Genomic DNA, 22,004 nt, shown 5'->3' with positions numbered 1-22,004 from the left:
AAAAAGGACGTCGATCATGTCGCGCATTGCCTATGTGAATGGACGCTATCTGCCCCATGGCGCGGCGGCCGTGCATGTGGAAGATCGCGGCTACCAGTTTGCCGACGGCGTCTATGAGGTCTGCGAGGTTCGCCAAGGCTTTATCGTCGACATGACGCGTCATCTCGATCGCCTAGCGCGCTCTCTGAGCGAGTTGCAGATGGGCTGGCCGCTGAGCCGGGACGCGTTCAAGATGGTGCTGCGTGAAGTGGTGCGTCGCAACCGCGTGCGCAACGGGCTCGTCTACCTGCAGGTTACCCGCGGCGTCGCCCGTCGCGACCATGTGTTTCCAAACGCTGCCACCATGCCGTCGCTCGTGGTGACGGCGAAAAAGACTGATCCGCGCGTCGTGCGCGCCAAGGTCGAGAAGGGGATCAGCGTCATCACGGTGCCCGAGAACCGTTGGGACCGCGTCGACATCAAGACTGTCGGCCTCCTGCCCAACGTGCTGGCCCGTCAGAAAGCCAAAGCCGAGGGCGCGCAGGAGGCGATATTCGTGGATGTCGACGGTACCATCAAGGAAGGTGCGGCCACCAATGTCTGGATTGTCAGCGAAGACGGTGTGCTCATGACCCGGCCGGCCGACCATGGGATCTTGCGCGGCATCACCCGGGCCACAGTCATGGATGTGGCAGCAAAGCTCGGCCTAAAGGTGGAAGAGCGCGCCTTTACTGTCGAGGAAGCCAAGCGTGCGCGCGAAATGTTCCTGACGGCTGCAACCTCCGTCGTTATACCGATCGTGTCGCTGGATGGCACCACCATTGCCAATGGCCACCCCGGCACCATGTCTGCTGAAATGCGGGACGCCTTTTTTGACGTTGCAGAAAAGACACCAACCTGATACCACCAAGGGAATAGGGGACCTTCACACTTCTCTTTTTTAGCATATTTTCAAAGGGTTACAGTGTGACGATTATCCGGCCCGGTCGAGGTCGGCAAAAAAGAAAGATGCGACGCCATGGCGGAACGTTCTCAAAATTTGCAGGACCTGTTTCTCAACACCGTCCGCAAGCAGAAGATTTCCCTGACGATCTTTTTGATCAATGGGGTCAAGCTAACCGGTGTCGTGACGTCATTCGATAATTTCTGCGTACTCTTGCGCCGAGACGGGCATTCGCAGCTCGTTTACAAACATGCGATTTCAACGATCATGCCGGGCCAGCCGCTTCAGATGTTCGAGAGCGACGACAGTGCCGGCAGTGGATCGTGACCAAGGCTGATTGATCATCAGACAGCGTGATAAAGACGAGAAGGCCGACGATACGCCGAAGCGGAAGCTTCGTGACGATAAGCGCGCCTTCGTGCTCGTACCAATCCTGAAACGTGACACGCGGGGCGATAAGTCCGGCTCGGTCGAACGCTCTGACGAGGCGCGTCTCGAAGAAGCCGTGGGTCTTGCCCGCGCGATCGATCTCGAGATCGTGCATTCCGCCGTGGTGTCGGTTGCCAAGCCGCAGCCGGCGACGCTGCTCGGCAGCGGCAAGGTCGAAGAGATCGGCGGCATGCTCGACAGCCTCGATGCTGGCCTTGTCATCGTCGATCACCCGCTGACACCCGTCCAGCAGCGCAATCTCGAGCGCGAATGGCATGCGAAGGTCATCGATCGCACAGGCCTCATTCTTGAAATCTTCGGCAGCCGCGCTTCGACGCGGGAAGGCGTGCTGCAGGTCGAGCTCGCACATCTGAATTATCAGAAGGGCCGTTTGGTTCGCAGCTGGACCCACCTTGAGCGCCAGCGTGGATCGACGAGCTTCATCGGCGGTCCTGGCGAGACGCAGATCGAAGCCGATCGCCGCATCCTTCAGGACAAGATCATCAAGCTCGAGCGCGAGCTGGAGCAAGTGCGCCGCACCCGCCAGCTGCACCGTGCCAAGCGCAAGAAGGTGCCGCATCCGATCGTTGCGCTTGTCGGCTATACCAATGCCGGCAAATCGACGCTCTTCAACAGCATCACGGGCGCCTCGGTGATGGCGCAGGACATGTTGTTCGCGACGCTGGACCCGACGCTTCGGCGCATGAAGCTGCCCAAGGGCAGGGCGGTGATCCTGTCCGATACGGTGGGCTTCATCTCCAACCTGCCGACGCATCTCGTGGCCGCCTTCCGTGCGACGCTGGAAGAGGTGCTGGAAGCCGATCTCGTTCTTCACGTGCGCGACATCGCCGACCCGGATACGGGCGCCCAGGCAGAAGACGTGCGCGCTATCCTCGAACAGCTCGGCCTCGGTGGCGAAGACGCGATCTCTCGCGCACCGATCATCGAGGTCTGGAACAAGATCGACCGGCTCGCACCCGAAGCGGCAACGGCCATCACCGAGAAAGCCGCCACCATGGCCGATACGGTGGTCGTGTCCGCCATCACGGGCGAGGGCGTCGATCGCCTGCTGTCGAAGGTGGAAGAGGCGTTGTCGGGCCAGACAGTCGAACGCCAGGTGGTCATCGGAACCGACGATCAGGCGACGCTTTCTTGGCTCTACGAGCACGCAAACATCCGCAATCGCGTGGATAACGACGACGGCACGGTCTCACTCGACGTCGAGATCACCGAACACGATTTTCGCGATTTCGAGATTCGCCTCGGCAACCATTCGGAAGAATGACGTCCTGATCGGCATCAGCTGAGCGGCGAGCGCATTCGCCGTCAGCTGCGCTCGATCTGTTTTGCCTGCTGCCAAAGCGCTTCCATGCGTTCCAGCCCGGCGTCTTCAAGCGGAACGCCATCGGCCCTGAGCGTCCGTTCGATATGGCCGAAACGGCGCCGGAACTTCCCATTGGTGTTACGCAATGCCTGCTCGGGATCCACATCGAGCTGGCGTGCGAGATTGGCCATCGCAAAGATCAGGTCGCCGATTTCGTCCTTCACGGCTTCAACGCGTCCGCCGGCAAGTGCCTCACGCAGCTCGGCGATTTCTTCCTCGATCTTGTCGAGCACAGGTGCAGGATCGGCCCAGTCGAATCCGACCTTCGAGGCTTTCTGCTGGAGCTTCAGGCCTTCGGTCAATGCGGGCAGGGCGCGGGGCACACCATCCAGCAGCCCTTCCCGGTCCGTCGCCGGCAGTCCTCGGGCTGCCCGATTTTGCGCCTTCGCAGCCTGTTCGGCAGCCTTGATTTCATCCCAGTTTACCTTGACGGCCGCAGCGTCGGAAGCCTCACGATCTGCGAAGATATGAGGATGGCGTCGGATCATCTTCGCCGTGATGGCGCGCACGACTTCGCCGAAATCGAAGGATTGCTCTTCCTCGGCCATTCGGGCGTGGAAGACCACCTGCAGAAGAAGATCGCCCAGTTCGTCACAGAGATCGTCACGATCGCCACGCTCGATGGCATCGGCGACCTCGTAAGCTTCCTCGATCGTATAGGGCTTGATCGTCTCGAAGGACTGCTTGATGTCCCAGGGACAGCCCGTCTCCGGATCCCGAAGCCTGGCCATGATGTCGAGAAGGGTGGCGATGTCACGTGAGGGCTGCATGAGATATGTTTAGCGCAGCATCTCTGCCGGAGCACGGCACGATCTTCACCGGTCGCAAATTTCCACAGGCGCACGATGCCAACGACCGACAGATCAAAATCGCATAAGATATATTATGGAACTATGCGATGTGGCATGCTCAAGGAGATTGCGGTAAAATTAGATTTCCCGATCAACGTGATACGGCGCTTTCCTGATTCACGTCGAGAACTTCTGCACCGATGGCCTGCCGTAGCTTGGCCGGATCGACGGCAAAGACGCTGTCCGGCCTGCCTGCCGCCGCATAGACAATCTCGAAGCCATCCAGCACGCGATCCATCCAGATGGTCGGCTTCGCCAGATGACCTATCGGCGCGACGCCTCCGATCGCAAATCCCGTCTCGTCACGCACCCGGCGCGGATCGCAGCGACGCAGGTCGAGGCCGTGATGGTGACGTAGGAAATCGAGATCCACATTGTGACGACCGGACACGAGCAGCAGGACGATCTTGCAGGTGCCGCTGTCTTCGAAGACGAGCGATTTGACGATCTGAGCGACGTCACAGCCGCATGCCGAAGCGGCTTCTTCCGCCGTGCGGGTCGAAGCGTCGAGCGTGCGGATTTCGATTTCCAGCCCCAGATTGGCAGCGTCTGCCGCAACCCGGTCGATGCTTGCCATCTTGGTCGAGAAAGCTTCGCTGCTCACTTGGTCCGATCCTCCAAAATGATGTCCCGTTCAAATCGCAGCAGATCGAAAGCCGGTGTCACATTGTCCGGCGTCTCTCTGTCCACCGTCGCGTAGTCCATCGGAATATGCATGTGGGTCAGATAGGTCTGACGAGGCTTTAGCCGCTCGATCCAGGACATCGCTTGGCCCAGCGACAGATGGCTCGGGTGCTCGCGGTACTGAAGTGCATCGATGATCAGAACATCAAGGCCTTGAAGTTTCGCAACGGTGTCATCCGGAAAGTCACTGATATCACAGCAATATGCGATATCACCGATCCGAAACCCCAGGGACTGTATCGACCCGTGGACCTGCCTCAACGGCTGGAACTCGATCTCCCCACCGGCGCCTGAAATGACGATCGGACGGTCATCATTCTCGATCAGAACAGGCATGACGATCGGCGGATAATCGCTGCCTTCCGGCGTCTCTATGCAGTAGGCAAAGCCTTCCTGAATGCGCTGGAGGGTAAACGCGTCGGCATGGATCGGCATGCGGCGCCGTGCCGACAGCGCGAAGATGCGCAGGTCGTCGATGCCATGGATGTGATCGGCATGCGGGTGCGTGTAGACGACGGCGTCAAGCGATCGCACCTCCGCTGCGATCATCTGCGCCCGGAAATCTGGACCGGTATCGATGACCACGGTCGTGCGGCCGCCATCCTCTGCGATCTGTTCGATCAGGAATGACGCACGTGTGCGCCGGTTCTTCTGCTCGCTGGGATCGCATGCGCCCCAGTCGCCATCGATGCGCGGCGTTCCTGGCGAAGAGCCGCATCCGAGAATGGTGAACCGCCTGCGCACCATGCGGTCTGTCATTCGCTGTTAGCGGCAATGGCGGGCATGCGGGAAAACACTTTCAACACGTTATCCGTCGTCTGTTTGGCCAGGGCTTCGGCGCTGATGCCCTTCACCTCTGCGAGCACGCGCGCTGTCTCGACGACATAGGCCGGCTCATTGCGTTTTCCACGATAAGGTTGAGGCGCAAGATAAGGTGCGTCCGTTTCGACGAGCAACCGGTCGAGCGGCACGGTTTCAGCGATTGCACGCAGCGCGTCCGACTTCTTGAAGGTGAGAATGCCCGAGAACGACACGTAGCCGCCAAGCGCCACGCCGACTTCCGCCAGGCGCGCGCCGGACGAGAAGCAATGCAGGATGAACGGGAAGGCGCCCTTCCCGCTTTCTTCCTCGAGGATCGCGATCATGTCGTCGTCGGCATCGCGGGAATGGATCACGAGCGGCAGCCCGGTGTCGCGCGACGCGGCGATGTGTCGGCGAAAGCCTTGGGCCTGAAGGCCCCGTGGCGCCTTGTCGTAGAAATAGTCGAGGCCGGCTTCGCCGATCGCGACGACCTTGGGATGCCGCGACAGTTCGATCAGTTCTTTGGTCGTGACATCCTGTTCTTCGGCCGCATTGTGCGGGTGGGTGCCGACAGAACAAAACACGGTGTCATAGGCTTCCGCCAGCGCGAGGATGCCGTCGAAGCGCCGCACACGCGTCGAGATCGTGACGAGCCGACCGACGCCGGCCGCCCGTGCACGCTCCACGATCGCGTCGCGCTCCTCGGCGAAATCGGGAAAGTCGAGATGGCAATGGCTATCGATGAGCATTCCCACGCCTCATGCTGATTTCGAACGATCCGGCGCTCAGACGCCTTCGGGCGCGACGTAACGCGGGAAGACACCCGATGGCGCTGGCAAGGCCGTGCCGCTCACCAGACGTCCGGCATCGCCGAGCTGCGCGAAATCCCGCGAATCTTCGCCCACCGCCAGGAGATCCAGAAGCTTCGCGGCCGATTGCGGCATGAACGGCTGGCAGAGGATCGCCACCTGCCGGATGACTTCGATCGTCACATACAGCACCGTTTCCATGCGTGCCGGATCGGTCTTGCGCAGTGCCCAGGGTTCTTCACCTGCAAAATAGCGGTTGGCATCTGAAACGACCGTGAATACGCGGCCGAGCGCCTTGTGGATGGCCTGGGTGTTCATGTCCTCGCGCACCGGCTCCAGAAGCCCATCGGCAGCCGAAAGGATCTCGCGGTCGTTGGCCGAGAGTTCGCCGCATACCGGCACCCTGCCCTCGCAGTTCTTGGCGATCATCGACAGCGACCGCTGGGCCAGATTGCCGAGATCGTTGGCGAGATCGGCATTGGTGCGCGTCGCGATCGCCTCTTCGCTATAATTGCCGTCCTGCCCGAACGGCACCTCGCGCAGCAGGAAATATCGGACCTGATCCAACCCGAAATGCGTGACGAGATCGACCGGATCGACGACGTTGCCTACCGATTTCGACATCTTCTCCCCGCGATTGAAGACGAAGCCGTGCGCATAGACGCGCTTCGGCAAAGGCAGGCCTGCCGACATCAGGAATGCCGGCCAGTAGACGGCGTGGAAGCGGATGATATCCTTGCCGATGATGTGGAGGTCGGCCGGCCAGAAGCCCGCTCTCTCACTGTTTTCATCGGGATAGCCGGTTGCAGTGATGTAGTTTGTGAGGGCGTCCACCCACACATACATGACGTGCCGCTCGTCGCCGGGGACCTTGATGCCCCAGTCGAACGTCGTGCGCGACATGGACAGGTCCTTGAGCCCGCCCTTCACGAAGGAGATCACCTCGTTGCGACGCTCGGCCGGGCCAATGAAGTCTGGGTTCTGCTCATAGTGCTGCAGCAACGGTTCGGCGAAGGCTGAAAGCTTGAAGAAGTAGCTCTCCTCCTCGACCCACTCGACGATCGTCCCCTGCGGTCCGTAGCGCTGGCCGTCGGCGCGCAACTCGGTTTCGCTTTCCTGGTAGTAGGCTTCGTCGCGCACCGAGTACCATCCGGAATACACGTCCTTGTAGAGGTGGCCAGCCGCCTCCATCCGTTTCCAGATGTCTCTGCAGGCGGCGTGGTGACGCTCTTCGCTCGTGCGGATGAAGTCATCATTCGACGCATTGAGAAGTTCACCCATCCTCTTGAATTCGGACGAGTTTCGGTCTGCAAGCTCCTGCACCTCCATGTCGAGCTTGCGCGCGGTCTGCAGCATCTTCTGGCCATGCTCGTCCGTACCGGTAAGGAACAGCACGTCCTTTCCGTCATGGCGCTGAAAGCGCGCCAGCGCATCGGTTGCGATCAGCTCGTAGGCATGGCCGATATGCGGCTTCGCATTCGGATAGGAAATGGCAGTCGTGATGTAGAAGCGATTGTTCTTGTTCATGGCGTCGGGATCGAGCGGTTCCATTGCGTTTGTGGCGTCTTAGGGCAAAAGGCCCGTCATGGCCATGGCTGAGCGGCCTCGATCAGCACGCCCAGCAGTGAAAGCATCGTTTGCTTGCGGTCGAGATTGTAGGCCTGCGCCGTCTGCAAATCGCGCGCCGCTCTCTCTGCCGCCTCTGCCTGCCGCGCGGCACGAGCGGTCATACCCTGAACGCCGGAGTCGTGCGCCATGTCGCCGAGGCGTACGAGCGCATAGTCGCAAAAGAAACCGTAGGCCTCCTCGCGCTCCTTTGCGGCCAGCGTGGCTGCCAGCACATGCATCTCGCGACGTGATGCATCTTTGCCCGCTTGCAGAAGCTTTTCGAGGGCGTCGATCAGATCCAGCCCTCCATAGTTCAGCATCATGATCGCGCGGCGCAGACTGCCTTCGGACCGCTGGGCGACCTTTTCGAGCTTCCCAGGGTCGAGACCGGCGCCGACAGGTAGCCGACGCAGTCCTGCCACGACGTCGTCTGGAGGAAGCTGTGTCAGGCGCAGCGTCAGGCATCGCGACCGGATGGTGGGCAGGAGCCTGCCGGGCGCATGAGACACCACGAGGAACATCGCCCGTGCCGGTGGCTCCTCCAGCATCTTGAGGATGGCGTTCGCCGCCGACCGGTGCAGGTCGTCGGCCGGATCGACGATCACGATGCGCCAGCCGCCGGTTCCGGATGTCTGCTGAAGAAAGCGCCCTGCCCGACGAACCTCGTCGACCGTGATCGCGCTTTTCACACGCCCAGTCTTTTCGTCCACCGGACGTGTGAGATGCATCAGATCGTGTGAGGCGCCCGCCGCCACCTGGCGAAAGACTGCAGATGCGGGATCCGGCACGGCAAGCCGCTCGGGAGCTTTCGCCGCATCGGGATAGGTGAGCACATGCTGCGCGAAGTGAAAGGCAAGCGTTGCCTTGCCGATCCCCTCGGGACCTTCGATCAGCACCGCATGATGGATGCGGCCGCTGCGATAGGCCTTTGCAAGAAACGCCGCTGCATCATGATGCCCGACGAGATGGGTATTTTCACGCGGGCTGATCCCGCCATCAAGCCCGTCAGCGTCTGAACTCAAGATCGGGCACTCCCCAGGAAGCGGTCCATCTGATCCAATCGCAGATCGACCAGCGCGAGGATGTCTGCCGTCACCTCGGCAAGTGGCCGCGTTCCATCGACGATCTTGCAGCGGTCCGGTTCGGCGCGCGCGATATCGAGGAAAGCCTGACGTCGCATCTCATGCGTCGCGACCGTCTCCTTCTCAAAGCGGTCCGGTGCGGCCTCGCTCCCTGCTCTCAGCGCCGCACGTTCGAGGCCGGTCGCTGCGGGAACGTCTATGACGATGGTGAGGTCAGGGATCATGCCGTTGACCGCGATCCGCTCGAGCGCCTTGACGAATTGCGGCTCGAGATTGCCTGTCACGCCCTGGTAGACCCGCGTCGAATCCATGAAGCGATCGCAAAGGACGATCATCCCATTTGTGACAGCCGGCCGGATGATCTCTTCAACATGGTCGCTGCGGGCCGCGGCGAAGAGTGTCGCCTCCATGCGTATGCCGAATTCCTCGGCGGCGCCGGACAGGAGCACATGCCGAACGGCTTCTGCCCCGGGAGACCCGCCCGGTTCGCGCGTCGCGAGCACGTCATAGCCGCGCTCAGTCAACGTCTCCTTCAAAGCTCGGACTTGTGTCGACTTGCCGGTGCCCTCGCCGCCTTCGAACGTGATGAATATGCCGCGGCGTTCGGACAAGATGGGCGTTACCTGCAGAAGTTCATGTGGCAAACCCGGAAGACCGAGCCGATGCCGGGTGTCTTAAAGGAATTCCACACGTCGGTGAACCGCCTTTAAACACGCCTCGTCGCGTTGATGCCGCTACATCCAGCCGAGCAGCAATTCCTGCAGCGCGTCGAGAGCCTGCCGGTGAATGGGCCCCTTGCCGACCGCAGCGGCCGCATAGAGCGGCGTTTCCTGGCTCAGTGTCTCGCCGATCCAGACGCGGAGGTGACCGACTTGCGCGCCCTCTTCCAGCGGCGCTTGAAGCGGCCAGTCATAGACGATCCGCGCAGAGAGCCGGTCAGCATTGGCCGCCGGCACGAAAATGTCGATCGGCCCTTTGGCCTTCAGCGGCACGGAGCCGCCTTCTCCGCCATAGACACTCGCCCAGCCGACGACTTCGTCGGCTGCAAAGACCGGGCGGCGCTCGAAGGCGCGCATGCCCCATTCAAGGATCTTGCGCGCTTCTTCAGCCCGCTCGCGCTCGGTCGCCATGCCGCTCATTGCGAGAAACAGCCGCCGGCCATCGCGGTCGATCGAGGAGACGATGGCGTAACCCGATTCTTCCGTATACCCGGTCTTCAACCCGTCGACGCCGATATTGGCGTTGAGCAGCGGGTTGCGGTTCGACTGGCGAATGTTGTTCCAAGTGAAATCGGGCTGCGAATAGAAGCGATAATATTCCGGATAAGCCGCCTGAATGTGGCGCGCCAAAATGACAAGCTCGCGCATCGTCACGCGTGCATCGGGATGGGGCAGACCGGTCGAATTGCCGAAGACCGACGTTTCCATCCCCAATTGCCGGGCGCGCTCGGTCATCAGCCCCGCAAAGTTTGGCTCCGAACCCGCCATGCCTTCGGCAATCACGATGCAGGCATCGTTGCCGGATTGGACGATCACGCCCTGGATGAGGTCTTCCAGCCGAATGGAGGAGCCAAGTTCCGCGAACATCGTCGATGTCCCGGAAATGGCCCCACCCGTTCGCCAAGCGTTTTCGGAGACGACGAACTCGTCGTTCATCGTGAGCCGGCCCGACTTGATGGCGCTGAAGACCAGTTCCATGGTCATGAGCTTGGCGAGGGATGCGGGTGGAACGGCTTCGTTTTCGTTTTTGGCGTAGAGAACCGTGCCCGTTTCCGCCTCGACCAGATAGGCCTGCTTTGCGCGCGTTTCGAAAAGCTGCGCATGCGCAAAGCCCATGCATGCCACCAGCAAGATGACGCTGAAACCGATCAAACGTGCGAAATCATTGGTCGAACGAACCATGCCGCCACCCCAGTCCAAAGGCATCCCTACCGAGGAAGAGCGTAGCAAGCGCAACGACCCCGATCAATGAATCCTCGGGATACGTTTCCGATTTGTGGGTAACAACTGGACCAGCGAGCCTCAGCGGCCGCTGGTCACCCGGTTTTTCCAGGCGCCGATGATCGTTTCCACGGAAAGCACTGCGTCATCGTCCACCAGAACCGTCTCGAAGGCACCGGAAGCAGCCTGCAGGCGATTCTCCGCATAGGCCGATACCGAGACGCGCTCCGTCTTCGCAGTTTCGAAGGAAGGACGCTCGGGCAGAACCGGTCCGATCTCCGGCAAGGACAGGACGACGGCAATCGCTTCGCTGCCGACGGCTGCCGCGGCAGGCACAGCCGTTGCTTCGAGAGCTTGCGCCGGCGCGGGAGCCGCAACGGCAACGACTGTCTCTTCGGCCTGCTGCGCGACAGGCGCTGCAGTCGTGGCGTCAGATGCGGCAGGTGCCGACGCGGGCTGAAGCAGCTGCTGCTGCGCCATCTGGGCATCGCTCATGACGCCGGGCACGCCGCTCGCAGCGCCGCTGTTCATCGCCAGCATGACGCCAGAAGCGATCTGGCCTTCCGGAGCGATAGTCGGGCCACTCTCGCCTGGACGGCGATAGGAGGCCATCAGGAATGGCATGTCGTGTCCATCGAGCTCCGCAGGCCCGACATACTCGACATTGACGTTGGCGACGCCGTCATTCTTGAAACCAAGAAGATCGGCAGCCTTGCTGGAGACGTCGATGATCCGGCCGCGGGTGAAGGGGCCACGATCGTTGACACGAACCATGACGGAATGGCCGTTTTCCTCGTTCGTTACGCGTGCGTAGCTCGGCAGAGGAAACGTCGGATGTGCAGCCGACAGGTGGTACTGATCGTAGATCTCGCCATTCGCCGTGCGGCGACCATGGAAATTCGGGCCGTACCAGGATGCCAGGCCGGAGCGATTGTAATCGGGATCTTCGGCCGGCGTGTACCACTTACCGGCGATCTGGTAGGGCTTGCCGATCAACTCCCGACCGCCGCCTTTGGGAACAGCGAGCGCCGTGGTCACCCGCGTGCTGGCGGGCACACCATACTCAGCTTCGGTGAATGGCGGCGCCGTGTCGATTTCGGCCTGCTGGACGACCGGCTGTGTTGTGGCTGTGGTGTCACCCGTCGTGGTACACGCCGCCGTGGAAAGGCCGAGGAAGCAGAGGGTGACGACGCGGCTCGCGCCCAACGAACGAAACGGTGCTGCTTGCGCGCTGCCGTTGCTGTCCCGATGCGCCCCCGCACCAGCTGGTCTTTTTGAATAGGTCAAGCCGCCTCTCGTCCCGCAATCTCTGCCGCCGCGCGCCGTAAGATACAGCCACAGCCAGACAACACAACGTCCCCACGTTTTCGATCGCCTAAATCCTGGCCAATCATGGCAGAAATGAGAAGGGCGCGGCCACATTCGCGACCGCGCCCTTTGGGAAATCCACTGTGATGTGATCAGCCCTCTATGCGGGCGCTGCCGCTTTGTCCGTCATCGCGAACCCAGGTGATGGTCGTGTCACCCGTCTTCTCAATGGTGAAGCAGGAGACCTCACCGCGATACCATGTCGGGAATTGCTGGCAGAGATTTGCGCCCTCCACCCACCATTTTCCGGTCTCGCGCGGGGCAAAGAAGCGGGCGAGACCAAGCTCCGTACCATCACCGGTCACAGTGCCATCCGCATTGTAAATCAACGGAAATTCGCCTCCGTACGGCGTCGACAGGTAGACCCGCTTGCCGGAAATTAATGCCTCGAGACCACTGCCTTCGACCGCTTCCTGGGCCGAAGCGCCGCTCATGAGCACGACGCTCGATAGGGCCGCAAAGGCGGCCAGCTTGTTCAACGTGTTCATCATCGTCTCCGGATCAGGTTGAGCTGTCTGATCTTCAAAACGCAGTCTCAAGGCAAACGGTTCAGTGTGAGCGACATCGTTGCAGGCCAGACGGGTCACTTTTTCTTGCCTTTTGACATAAAGGCGATTTTAGGGATCACAAACCGGCTTCAAGCGCAGCACAGCTGCCATTGACGCAGCCATTGGCCCCGCGCTAGAAGCGCCGATGCTCGGACTGCGCAGGCGATCGTTCCACGTTCGCTAGCGACGCAGATGCAACCATCGCATCCCTCGGAGGGGTGGCCGAGCGGTTTAAGGCACCGGTCTTGAAAACCGGCGTGCGGGAGACCGTACCGTGGGTTCGAATCCCACCCCCTCCGCCACTTCTCAGCAATCGCTCTCACCACATCTGGCTTGGGCCGAATTTTTTCCGGGCCGCTGTCGAAATCTCGCATTGTCGCGTGTCATCCCGTCGAGAGCGTCCATCCCGGAGGCTCCGCGAAAAGGGAGTGATCCATGCGTGATATACATCCGAATGGCGCGGCCACCTTTGCCGCTCCGCAAAGTCACCGGTTGCCGATCTGGACGACAGTTATTGCTGTGGGCGGCGTAGCTTGGAACCTGTTCGGCGCCGTCCAGTTCCAGGCAGCAGTGACCGCCACCACCGAAAGCCTCGTCGCATCCGGTCTGACGCCAGAACAAGCTTCTGTCATGACAGGCTATCCGGGCTGGATGACGCTGGCCTTCGGCATCGGCGTCCTTGGTGGGCTTGTCGGAAGTGTCCTCCTGCTGCTGCGCCACCGGCTTGCTTCCTGGTTCCTTTCGATCTCCCTCATGGCCTATGTCGCCCTCTGGATTGGCGATGCCGTCCACGGCGTCTTTGCAGCCATGGGGGCGCCACAAATCATCATCCTGAGCGCCGTCGTGGTAATTGCCGCCCTGCTTTTCGCCGTCAGTCGCCACGCGGCTGTTCGGTCCTGATCCCCAATCTCCATTTCATGCTACGCTGTTTCAGAAGGAGCTAAGCCATGCAGTTCATGCTCATCCTGCGCGAAACCCACGATGATTTCGCGCGCCGTGCGGACCCCGCTCAATCTGCCGACTACTGGGGCGGCTGGAACGCTTTCATCGAGGCCATGGCGCAGTCCGGCATCGTCGTCAAAGGCGATGGCCTTCAGGCGCCGCACACTTCGACCACCGTCCGGGTGCGCGATGGCAACCGCACAGTCGAAGACGGGCCCTTCGCCGACACCAAGGAGCAGTTGGGCGGCTATTTCATCGTTGATGTGCCGGATCTCGACACCGCGATCGACTGGGCGGCTAAGGCGCCGTCGGCCAGGACGGCATCTGTCGAAGTGCGTCCGGTGCTGCCGCCGATGCCTTCATCGCAATAATGACCACCCCGTCTACTATCGAAGGCGTGGATCGGGCGGCCGAGCGGGTCGCCCGATCGAGTTATGGCAAGCTGATCGCGATCCTGACCCGCCGAGACAAGGATATTGCGGCCGCCGAAGATGCGCTGTCCGAAGCGCTCGTGGCGGCGCTCCAGCGCTGGCCAGTCGATGGCGTGCCGAACAATCCCGAAGCATGGCTGATCACCGCCGCGCGCAACCGGCTGAAAAACCGCGCCCGGGCCCACGGTATCCAAAGGGCGGCCGAGCCCGAAATTCAGCGGCGTCTCGATGAATTGGCGCCGCATGGAGATCAATTCGACGAGCGGCTGTCCCTGATGTTCCTCTGTGCGCATCCGGCGATCGACATCGCTGTGCGTACCCCTTTGATCCTGCAGGTGGTGCTCGGCATCGATGCTGGCCGCATCGCCCGCGCATTTCTCGTCGAACCGACTGCCATGTCGCAACGACTTGTCCGTGCAAAAGCGCGCATCCGGGATGCGGGCCTGCGCTATGCGTTGCCTGAGGCCGGGGACATGCCCGAACGCCTCGGCGCCGTGCTCGACGCGATCTATGCAGCCTTCGGCCAAGGCTGGGACAGGCTCGATGGCCTCGACACGCCGGATGCTTTGACCGGGGAAGCGATCTGGCTTGCGCGTCTCATTGTCCAGCTGATGCCTGATCAACCGGAGCCGAAGGGGCTGTTGGCTTTGATGCTCTATTGCGCGGCCCGGCAAACCGCACGGCGAGACGGCAAAGGCCGCTTCGTTCCACTGGACCAGCAGGATCCGCGCCTTTGGGATCGCAATCTCATCATCGAAGCGGAAGGGTTGTTGATGACGGCAGCCCGCGCCGGGACGTTCGGGCGGTTCCAATGCGAGGCAGCAATTCAATCGGTGCATATCCAGCGTCCGATCACCGGTGCGCTCAATCTGGCTGCGCTGCGGACGATCTATGATCTGCTGATCGATCGGGCCGACAGCATCGCGGCACGGATCGGGCGTGCTGTCGTTATTGCCGAAGCGGGCGATCCGACGGCAGCACTCGCCGAACTCGACACCCTGCCCTTAGCGCGTGTGCGCGCCCACCAACCCTGGTGGGTCGCCCGCAGCCATGTTTCTGCCCTGGCCGGTTTGCGGGACGACGCCGTCGCTTCGATCCAGGAAGCAATCGCGCTCACCGAGGACGAAGCCGTGCGCGCCCATCTCATCGAACGGCACGAGCGTCTTGCCGGGGCGGCCGGCTCACTGGACGCCAACCACCGCACCGACACCGCGATCTGACCTAGTGCTCCTGATCCCGGAATCGGTCCGCCAGAAGCGTGCAGAGATCGACGTCGCGGCGCTCCTTCATCGAGACATAGGTGAACATCATCACCTCGCGCTCGGTCACCATCTTTCCAGGGAACGGCAGATAGGCGAGTTCGCTGGTGCCGAAGCCGGGCGTCGCGGTGCCGATCTGCCAATTGGTTTCGATGCGGGTGTCCACCAGATGCATGGCCTTGCCGCCGCTGTCCGGCATCTGGAAAGGAATTCCGGCCAGCCTCAGATAGCTGGTTTTGTCGCCGGCAGCCCGGAAGCTCTCGACGAAACTCGCGGCGAGCTCCTGCAGGTCCTGGCGCACGCGCGACGACCCGTGCGGGTGCGAATGCAGATGGTCGGCATGGCTGTGGTTGTGGCCGAGAGCCGGGCCTGTCGCCTCATGGTGATGGCCGCGGTGGTCATGGGTACCATGGGTGCCATGGCCGTGATCGTCGAGGCCATGATGGTGGTGATGGTGATGGCCGTGCAGATGATGCGGTCGGGAGCCGTGCATGGTCGCTGATCCTTCACTCGACGTCGGGGCCGGCCGGGATCGTCACCGGCTTGTCGATGATGCCGCGGTGCGAGCCGATCTTGCCGTGCGAGACGAGCGTTCCGAGCACATCGACGATCACGCGGGTCGCAAGCAGGGCCGTGATGTCGGACGTGTCGTAAGGCGGTGAGACTTCCACGACCTCCAGCCCGCAGATCCCCTCCGCCGCCACACGTCCAACGAGTTCCAGTGCCTCGCGCGGCAGGAAGCCACCCGGCTCCGGCCAGCCCGTGCCGGGCACGAAGCCGCAATCGACGCTGTCGATGTCGAAGGAGATGTAGACTGCGTCGGCATCTTTCCACGCAAGCTCCAGAGCGCGCGTCGCCGTCTCGGCGAGACCGAGTTCCTCGATGTCGCGCATGGTGAAGATGTTGGTGTTGCGCTCCCTGGCGATCTCGACGCCTTCGCGCGGCACCTGCCAGCCGCCGATGCCGACCTGAACGAGATTGACCGCGGGTACATTGGCAAGGTTGGTCGCGTGGAACCAGGGCGTCGTGTGCATGCGCTCGTCGAGGTCGCGTTCCTGAATGTCGATGTGCCGGTCAAAATGCACGATCCCGATGCGCTTCGAGGTGCATTCGGCAATGCCGCGCACGCATGGAAAGCCGATCGAATGGTCGCCACCGATCATGATCGGCAAGGCACCGGAGGAGAACACGTGGCTGACGGCACGCGTGATCTGGTCGAAGGTCTTTTCGATGTTGGCGGGGATGGTGAAGACGTCGCCGACATCGCAGAGCGTCATCTGCTCGCGAAGGTCGACGCCCATTTCGTAATTGTAGGGCGTATAGAGCGCCGAAATCTTGCGCACGCCCTGCGGGCCGAAGCGCGTTCCGGGCCGGTAGGTCGTGCCGCCATCGAAGGGAATGCCGATCACGGCCGCATCGTAGGCGCCCACCTTGGTGACGTCTTCGATGTAAGGCGCTTTGAGGAACGTGTTGATGCCGGCATAATGGGGCAGCTCGCCGCGCGCAAATGTCGGGATGTTCTTGTCTGTCAGGCTGTCGGAGCCCGTGAGCCCCATCCGCAGCGCCCATTGGCGCTCCTTGTTCCAGGCAGCCGAAGGCAGCAGCGCTTCCTTTTCCGCCGCCTTCCACCCACGCAGGTTCAGCTTGTCGAAATCGGGATGATGCGAGCGGCTCGGCGCAGGCCGTGCCATTCGGCCGGCACCCATGGTGCGGCCCGCCCGGCCCGGCTCTGCAAAGAATGGATTACGCATGAACGTCAACTCCCTGATGCGACTGAGTTTTCAATAGATCTGGCGGCAAGGCCGCAGCCGCCTTCGCCTTGTGATCAAGCGGCAGATCGTAGGTGATGGTCGCTCCGAACCGTTCCGGCGCGTGCGGGTCATGGCGCACCTTGTCGAAGACGAGGATGCGCGTTCCGAGCTTGAAGGCTTCCTGGATGTCGTGCGTGACCATGAAGACCGTCATCCCGCAGGACCGCCACAACTCGGTGATGAGCACATGCATATCAGCGCGGATGCCCGGATCGAGCGCGCCGAAGGGTTCGTCGAGCAGAAGGATTCGCGGCTTCTTCAAGAGTGCCTGGCCGATTGCCAGGCGCTGCTGCATGCCGCCTGAAAGCTGCGCCGGATAGCGGTTGCGCGCATGGCTGAGCCCGATCTCGACCAGCATTTCCTCGGCCGCCTCCTCCGCGTGTCGCCGCGCCGCGCCGAAGAGCCGCGCGAGAAACGGCGAGCCGCCGATTTCAGCGGGCAGAAGCAGGTTCTGCCACACCGTCAAATGCGGAAAGACCGAGTATTTCTGAAAGACTACCCCACGGTCTGGATCAGGTTCCGCGGCAATCTGCTTGCCATCCACCAGGATCTCGCCCTTCTGCGGCGTCTCCTGCCCGAGCAGAAGCCGCAGAAAGGTCGATTTCCCGCATCCAGAAGCGCCGAGGATTGTGACGAAGGCACCGCGCTCTACCGACATGTGCACACGTTCGAGGATCGGGTTGCCGTCATAGCTGACATGGATGCCGCGGGCTTCGACGAAGGCTTTGCCTGCTCCGCTCATAGCGCATCCCCCTGCAAATGCGCCCAGCGGAAAGCCCGTCGGGACAAAAGCGCCAGCAGCCGGTCGGTGAGATAGGCAATCAGCGTGATCCAGGCGACATAAGGCACGATCACGTCCATCGCGAGATAGCGCCGAACGAGAAAGATCCGGTACCCAAGGCCTTCGGTAGACGCGATCGCTTCGGCGGAGATCAGAAATATCCACGCTGGGATCAGGCCCATGCGGATCGCCGTGATCAGCGCCGGCCAGATCTGCGGAAGCACGACGCGCAATGCGATCTGCCAGGAAGATGCGCCGAGCGTCTGCGCCTTCACCATCTCCTCGCGCGGGATCGACAGCACCGTCTGCGCAAGCGATCGGATCATCAAAGGTGCGGTGCCGACCACGATCAGCCCGATCTTCGACGCCTCCCCAAGCACGAGCACGATGAAGAGGATCGGCAGCACGGTGATGGGCGGGATCAGCGAGAACGCCGAGATGAATGGCGCCAGAAAAGCGCGTCCATAGGGCAGGAACCCGATGAAGATGCCGATGAAGAGGCTGAGCGTCGCCGAGATGGCAAGACCCAGCCCCAGGCGCCACAGGCTCGCCGCCGTATCGAGCCAAAGGAGCCGGTCACCGGAGCGAACGTCCTCCTCGAATGCCATGATGCGAAAGGTTTCGGCCATGGTCGACAGCGACGGCAGAAGCTTGTCGGCCGGATTGTCGGCAAGCCGTGCCGAACTGGCGAGAACGTAGACGATCGCCAACAACGCGAACGGCAAGAGGCCGAGAAACAGCGCCGTGGTGCGCGAGGGCTTGCGGTTCATCAGGCGCATCGGGCCACCTGGGCGATGACCGACGAGCCTGCTTCCTGTTCCAACCATGGATGCGTGGACAGAACCGCGCGGGTCTCCTCGAGAAGGGTGATTTCCAGCGACGCCCTCCACAACAGATGCGCCCGATCAAGCGTCTCGACCGGTGCGTAGCTGTCGGCATGAGCCGGCGCAGGAGGTCGCGGTCGAATGCGCATCGAGAACCGCCCGGCCTGAAGCATCAGTTCGCCAGCCGCGCTCGTCACGCCACAGGCGCCGTCCGATCCGGGGACCTTCCGCCAGTGTTCAAGATAATCGCTGGAAATGCCGGTCTCGATGATGAAGTTTGGCTCTGCAAAGGACATGCGACCGACATCGAGTGCCGTGCCGGGCCGCAGATCGTGGATGCGGAGCCACGTACAAACGCTCCCCTCGACTTTCGTCAGCCCGCAGAAGCCTTCCTGCCTGGTGATAAAGCCGAGCTGTGCGTCACTGCACCCATCGAGCGCTTCTACGCCTGCGAATGCGGGACGATCGAGGGGAATGCGCAGGTCCGCATGCCAGTTCTCCGTCTGCAGCCAAAAGACGCGCTCGTCCTGCTCATTGCCGGCTCCAGCCACGCCATCGCGTTCGATCAGCGTCCTTTCCCAGAGGCCCCGATAAGCCTGCGGTACCGGCGGCAGGTGATGCTCGATCATTTCACCCATGGCCGGCCTTGCCCGTCGGCGCATCGTGACGTGCCGCCTGTCCGAACGACGACAGCGCCTTTGCATTTTTGGGCAGCACAATCTCGCCTCGGGCAAGCCGCTCACGCAGATAGGTGAAGCTTTGCACGGTCTGGGCAAAAAGGTGCTCGCCCGCACGGATCGGCTCGAAACGCGGTGCGTCGCCGGGCGCAATCAACTCATCGAGCGGCGCGACGACCGTGTCGTAGTCGCAGGCGAAGAACAGCGGGAAGGAATAGCGTTCCTCCTGGACTTTGCGCACCCGGTGCGAGGTCGCCACGAACTGCCCGTTCGTCCAGACCTCCATCATGTCGCCAATATTGACGACGAACGCATCCGGCACGAGCGGCACGTCGACCCAGGCCCCCTCGCCGTTCATCACCTCAAGGCCAGGCGCCGTCGGCAGAAGAAGCGTAAAGCACTCGTAATCGGTGTGCGCGCCGAAGCCCTGAACGTCCTCCGCCGTCGCATCGAAGGGATAGTGCAGCAAGCGCAGCTGGCTTGGCGGACGGGTGACGAAGCGCTGGAAGAAGCCTTCCTCCTTGCCGAGTGCCAACGCAAATCCGGTGAGCAACCTTCGACCCAGCTCGAAAACCGCATCGTAATAGGCGGTGATGTCCTCGCGGAACCCATCGAGTTCCGGCCACTGGTTCGGCCCGATCATTGGCGTGCCGGCGACGACGTCTGCATGGTCGGCCGGAAGATCCCGGCCGAGATCGAGCGCTTCCTTCTTGTCGCGCTTGCCGCCGACCAGCACCTCCTCGCCCTCCGGCACATAGCCGCGATGGTTCGTCGAATTGCCGATATAGACGTCCATCTTCCGCTCGACCGGTTGAGCGAAGAAGCGTTTGGTCTGATCCAGCAGTCGCGCTCGCATCTCGCCATCGACGCGATGTCCGGTGACGTAGAAGAACCCGACCTCGCGTGCTGCCTTGCCGAGCCTGTCGGCGACCGCGATGCGGTCGCTCGATTTGTCGCTGTAAAGCCCGCTTACGTCGATCAGTGGCAGACTGGTGAAAGCCGTGGATGCGCTGGCCATGCCGCCGGCCCCTCAGAGTGCGCCGTCTGCGGCCATCTGAACGACGCTTGTGTCGAACCTCAGCTTGAGATTGGCCTGGTCGCCATAGGTGGCGCCGCCGGGAAACGAGACGCCGACGAATTCCGCGCTCGGTGCACCCTGCCCCAGGATGCCCTTCTCGAACAGGAACTCCGTTACGAACTGCGTCGTCTCCGCCAAATCCTCGTCATTCGCAAATGCGATGAGATCGGCCGGCGTGTAGAACAGTTCGGTGGCGGCGAGCTGCTCCTGGTAGCCTTCGAGATCCGTGCCGGCAGCAGCCGCCATCGCCTCGAGTGCCGCAGTTCCCTCCGGCGTGTCCGATTGCATCAGCGCAAGCACTTCGAACCACGCGCCGACGAGCGCCTTGCCGAAGTCGGGATTGGCGGCAAGCACCTCGGTGTTCACCACCATCAAGTCCAGGATTTCGCCGGGAATCTCAGCGGAGTCGTAAACCAGTTCACCTTCACCGGAGGCCAGGATCTCCGAAAGCATCGGGTTCCAGGTCGCCACCGCGGTGACATCGGGCGTGCCGTAGATGGAGACCATGTCCGCATCGGACGTGTTGACCACGGTAATGTCGCGCTCGGACAAGCCGACGCTCTCAAGAGCGCGCGCCAGGAAGTAGTGGGAAACGGAAAGCTCGACGAGGTTGACGCTCTGCCCGGCGATGGAGGCCAGGTCCCCGCCATCCTTCAGCACGAGGCCGTCATTGCCGTTCGAATAATCCCCGATGATCAACGCGGTCGTATCGACGCCGCCTGCTGCCGGGATCGACAGCGCATCCATATTGGTCATGGTGCAGCCGTCATACTGGCCGGCCGTGTATTGGTTGATGGATTCGACATAGTCGTTGATCTGCGTGATCTCGACGGAAATGCCGTATTTCTCCGCCCATTTGTCCATGATCCCGCTGTCGGCGAGGTAACCCCATGGCATCCAGCCGGCATAAATCGACCAGCAGACGTTGAACTCCGTCTTCTCCTGCGCAAAGACCGGCAGAGGCGCGATGAGCGTGGACGAGATCAGGGCGGCAATGGCAAGCGACTTCATGTCAATCGTCTCCAGTCAGGCTGTCGTCGGAAGGCGCTCGGCCGGCCGATCCTGTTGATGGAGATTTCCCACGCGCATCCGGGAGAGGTTTGCGCGCGACAAACCTGCGTGGTGCCTCCCGGGATTTTGTCCCGCCGTGTCACCGGGCAAAGAACCCCGGCTTGCACCTCTCGGACCAGCTCCTACCCCGCATTGGCGGGATCGGACGGAACCCTAGATGCCGTCACCACACTGACCCTGTCGAAGCAAACTTCGTGCCAGGCTTCAAAGGCCCGCATCTACGCAGATGACGGCAGCATCTGGCGCCACAGTGCGCAACCGATCGGCACCCTGCCCCTTAAATAAGCGGTTCTCAGAAGCCTTTGGCGACCTTCAGAATTCAGACCCAGAAGGATGTGATTGTCGCGACGTCGTCGCGCAACCCGAAGATGACCGGCTCCTCGGCCGGATCGAACCGGTCGGCCATCTGCTCGTAATAGGTCCGGATCCCGAGCGCCCCATCACCTTCGATGCTACCCGCGCCGGCTGCGCCACCCTGCTGTGTGAGGAGCGCAGATCCGATCGAGCCCGCAGCCTGAAGCGTCACCGGCGAGCGCGATGCTGCCACTGTTGGAGTGATCGCGTACGTGACCGAGGGACCCTTAGTCTGCGCCGGAGCCGCGCTGGCCGACCAGACCGTGCTGGTTTGAACAATCGGCGTCATCATGCCAGCCATCGCTCGACTCCTCGTGCGTTCAATAAGGCCAGATTCTCAAAGGTCTGAC

Annotated in this window: 24 protein-coding genes, 1 tRNA gene and 1 riboswitch; of the genes, 7 read left to right on the top strand and 18 right to left on the bottom strand. The window is 61.9% G+C overall.

Features of this window, described 5'->3' with window-relative positions; all coding sequences use genetic code 11:
- Nucleotides 1-16 precede the first annotated feature (16 nt).
- The 3 genes from D5400_RS12870 (at nt 17) to hflX (ending at nt 2,636) form a co-directional block, all read left to right on the top strand.
- Nucleotides 17-880, top strand: a complete 864-nt coding sequence (locus D5400_RS12870) for a D-amino-acid transaminase (RefSeq protein WP_126010378.1) — start codon at nt 17-19, stop codon at nt 878-880.
- A 117-nt stretch (nt 881-997) separates the two neighbouring features.
- On the top strand, nt 998-1,249 hold the full coding sequence (gene hfq, locus D5400_RS12865) for an RNA chaperone Hfq (RefSeq protein ID WP_126010377.1): 252 nt from the start codon (nt 998-1,000) through the stop codon (nt 1,247-1,249).
- A 13-nt stretch (nt 1,250-1,262) separates the two neighbouring features.
- Nucleotides 1,263-2,636 (top strand): GTPase HflX, encoded by a 1,374-nt coding sequence (gene hflX, locus D5400_RS12860; RefSeq protein WP_425364926.1) that lies wholly within the window; start codon nt 1,263-1,265, stop codon nt 2,634-2,636.
- Between the two features lie 41 nt (nt 2,637-2,677).
- Here the strand turns inward: hflX and mazG are convergent, their stop codons facing one another.
- The 10 genes from mazG to D5400_RS12810 form a co-directional block, all read right to left on the bottom strand.
- Complete coding sequence (mazG, locus tag D5400_RS12855) at nt 2,678-3,505, bottom strand: nucleoside triphosphate pyrophosphohydrolase (protein ID WP_126010375.1); 828 nt, start codon at nt 3,503-3,505, stop codon at nt 2,678-2,680.
- A gap of 172 nt (nt 3,506-3,677) precedes the next feature.
- Nucleotides 3,678-4,190: a YbaK/EbsC family protein gene (locus tag D5400_RS12850; protein ID WP_245451291.1), complete on the bottom strand. Its 513-nt coding sequence runs from the start codon at nt 4,188-4,190 to the stop codon at nt 3,678-3,680.
- A complete protein-coding gene (locus tag D5400_RS12845; protein WP_245451290.1) occupies nt 4,187-5,017 on the bottom strand; it encodes an MBL fold metallo-hydrolase in 831 nt (276 codons plus the stop codon). Before D5400_RS12845 ends, D5400_RS12850 begins: the two co-directional genes overlap by 4 nt.
- An 8-nt stretch (nt 5,018-5,025) precedes the next feature.
- A complete protein-coding gene (locus D5400_RS12840) occupies nt 5,026-5,820 on the bottom strand; it encodes a TatD family hydrolase (RefSeq protein WP_126010373.1) in 795 nt (264 codons plus the stop codon).
- A 36-nt stretch (nt 5,821-5,856) separates the two neighbouring features.
- Complete coding sequence (gene metG / locus D5400_RS12835) at nt 5,857-7,407, bottom strand: methionine--tRNA ligase (RefSeq protein ID WP_126013227.1); 1,551 nt, start codon at nt 7,405-7,407, stop codon at nt 5,857-5,859.
- Between the two features lie 56 nt (nt 7,408-7,463).
- On the bottom strand, nt 7,464-8,510 hold the full coding sequence (locus D5400_RS12830) for a DNA polymerase III subunit delta' (protein WP_126010372.1): 1,047 nt from the start codon (nt 8,508-8,510) through the stop codon (nt 7,464-7,466).
- Complete coding sequence (tmk, locus tag D5400_RS12825) at nt 8,507-9,181, bottom strand: dTMP kinase (RefSeq protein ID WP_126010371.1); 675 nt, start codon at nt 9,179-9,181, stop codon at nt 8,507-8,509. Before tmk ends, D5400_RS12830 begins: the two co-directional genes overlap by 4 nt.
- 123 nt (nt 9,182-9,304) lie before the next feature.
- A complete protein-coding gene (locus D5400_RS12820) occupies nt 9,305-10,471 on the bottom strand; it encodes a D-alanyl-D-alanine carboxypeptidase family protein (RefSeq protein WP_126010370.1) in 1,167 nt (388 codons plus the stop codon).
- A 120-nt stretch (nt 10,472-10,591) separates the two neighbouring features.
- A complete protein-coding gene (locus D5400_RS21720; protein ID WP_280987450.1) occupies nt 10,592-11,797 on the bottom strand; it encodes a septal ring lytic transglycosylase RlpA family protein in 1,206 nt (401 codons plus the stop codon).
- Between the two features lie 173 nt (nt 11,798-11,970).
- The gene (locus tag D5400_RS12810) at nt 11,971-12,465 is read right to left on the bottom strand and encodes a hypothetical protein (protein WP_245451289.1); all 495 of its coding nucleotides are present in this window, start codon (nt 12,463-12,465) and stop codon (nt 11,971-11,973) included.
- Nucleotides 12,466-12,638: 173 nt separating this feature from the next.
- On the opposite strand from D5400_RS12810, the gene D5400_RS12805 reads away from it, so the two are divergent.
- The 4 genes from D5400_RS12805 (at nt 12,639) to D5400_RS12790 (ending at nt 15,019) form a co-directional block, all read left to right on the top strand.
- A tRNA-Ser gene (locus D5400_RS12805) sits at nt 12,639-12,728 on the top strand.
- Between the two features lie 133 nt (nt 12,729-12,861).
- Nucleotides 12,862-13,326 carry a hypothetical protein gene (locus tag D5400_RS12800; RefSeq protein ID WP_126010368.1) on the top strand — a complete coding sequence of 155 codons (465 nt, stop codon included), beginning with the start codon at nt 12,862-12,864 and terminating at the stop codon, nt 13,324-13,326.
- 47 nt (nt 13,327-13,373) lie between these two features.
- Nucleotides 13,374-13,739: a YciI family protein gene (locus D5400_RS12795; RefSeq protein WP_126010367.1), complete on the top strand. Its 366-nt coding sequence runs from the start codon at nt 13,374-13,376 to the stop codon at nt 13,737-13,739.
- Nucleotides 13,739-15,019, top strand: coding sequence for an RNA polymerase sigma factor (locus tag D5400_RS12790; protein WP_126010366.1), 1,281 nt, complete (start codon nt 13,739-13,741; stop codon nt 15,017-15,019). The genes D5400_RS12795 and D5400_RS12790 overlap by 1 nt, the downstream gene beginning before the upstream one ends.
- 1 nt (nt 15,020) lies before the next feature.
- Here the strand turns inward: D5400_RS12790 and D5400_RS12785 are convergent, their stop codons facing one another.
- The 8 genes from D5400_RS12785 to D5400_RS12750 form a co-directional block, all read right to left on the bottom strand.
- Complete coding sequence (locus D5400_RS12785; RefSeq protein WP_126010365.1) at nt 15,021-15,551, bottom strand: hypothetical protein; 531 nt, start codon at nt 15,549-15,551, stop codon at nt 15,021-15,023.
- Between the two features lie 13 nt (nt 15,552-15,564).
- Entirely contained in the window at nt 15,565-16,764 is a 1,200-nt protein-coding gene (locus D5400_RS12780; RefSeq protein WP_205665584.1) for an agmatinase family protein, read from the bottom strand.
- 37 nt (nt 16,765-16,801) lie between these two features.
- On the bottom strand, nt 16,802-17,611 hold the full coding sequence (locus D5400_RS12775; RefSeq protein ID WP_126010364.1) for an ABC transporter ATP-binding protein: 810 nt from the start codon (nt 17,609-17,611) through the stop codon (nt 16,802-16,804).
- Nucleotides 17,608-18,429 (bottom strand): ABC transporter permease, encoded by an 822-nt coding sequence (locus D5400_RS12770; RefSeq protein WP_126010363.1) that lies wholly within the window; start codon nt 18,427-18,429, stop codon nt 17,608-17,610. Before D5400_RS12770 ends, D5400_RS12775 begins: the two co-directional genes overlap by 4 nt.
- Entirely contained in the window at nt 18,420-19,112 is a 693-nt protein-coding gene (locus D5400_RS12765) for a hypothetical protein (RefSeq protein ID WP_126010362.1), read from the bottom strand. Before D5400_RS12765 ends, D5400_RS12770 begins: the two co-directional genes overlap by 10 nt.
- Nucleotides 19,105-20,169, bottom strand: a complete 1,065-nt coding sequence (locus tag D5400_RS12760; protein WP_126010361.1) for an isopenicillin N synthase family dioxygenase — start codon at nt 20,167-20,169, stop codon at nt 19,105-19,107. The genes D5400_RS12765 and D5400_RS12760 overlap by 8 nt, the downstream gene beginning before the upstream one ends.
- Nucleotides 20,170-20,181: 12 nt before the next feature.
- Nucleotides 20,182-21,255: a putative urea ABC transporter substrate-binding protein gene (locus D5400_RS12755; protein WP_205665583.1), complete on the bottom strand. Its 1,074-nt coding sequence runs from the start codon at nt 21,253-21,255 to the stop codon at nt 20,182-20,184.
- 98 nt (nt 21,256-21,353) lie between these two features.
- Nucleotides 21,354-21,468: riboswitch (guanidine-I (ykkC/yxkD leader) on the bottom strand.
- Between the two features lie 151 nt (nt 21,469-21,619).
- Nucleotides 21,620-21,955, bottom strand: a complete 336-nt coding sequence (locus tag D5400_RS12750) for a hypothetical protein (protein ID WP_126010359.1) — start codon at nt 21,953-21,955, stop codon at nt 21,620-21,622.
- Between the last annotated feature and the right edge of the window lie 49 nt (nt 21,956-22,004).

Origin of the sequence: Georhizobium profundi (assembly GCF_003952725.1) — a bacterium.
GTDB classification, from domain to species: Bacteria; Pseudomonadota; Alphaproteobacteria; order Rhizobiales; family Rhizobiaceae; genus Georhizobium; species Georhizobium profundi.
The sequence above is the reverse complement of the archived record's forward strand: the minus strand, read 5'-3'. Positions and strand labels throughout refer to the sequence as shown.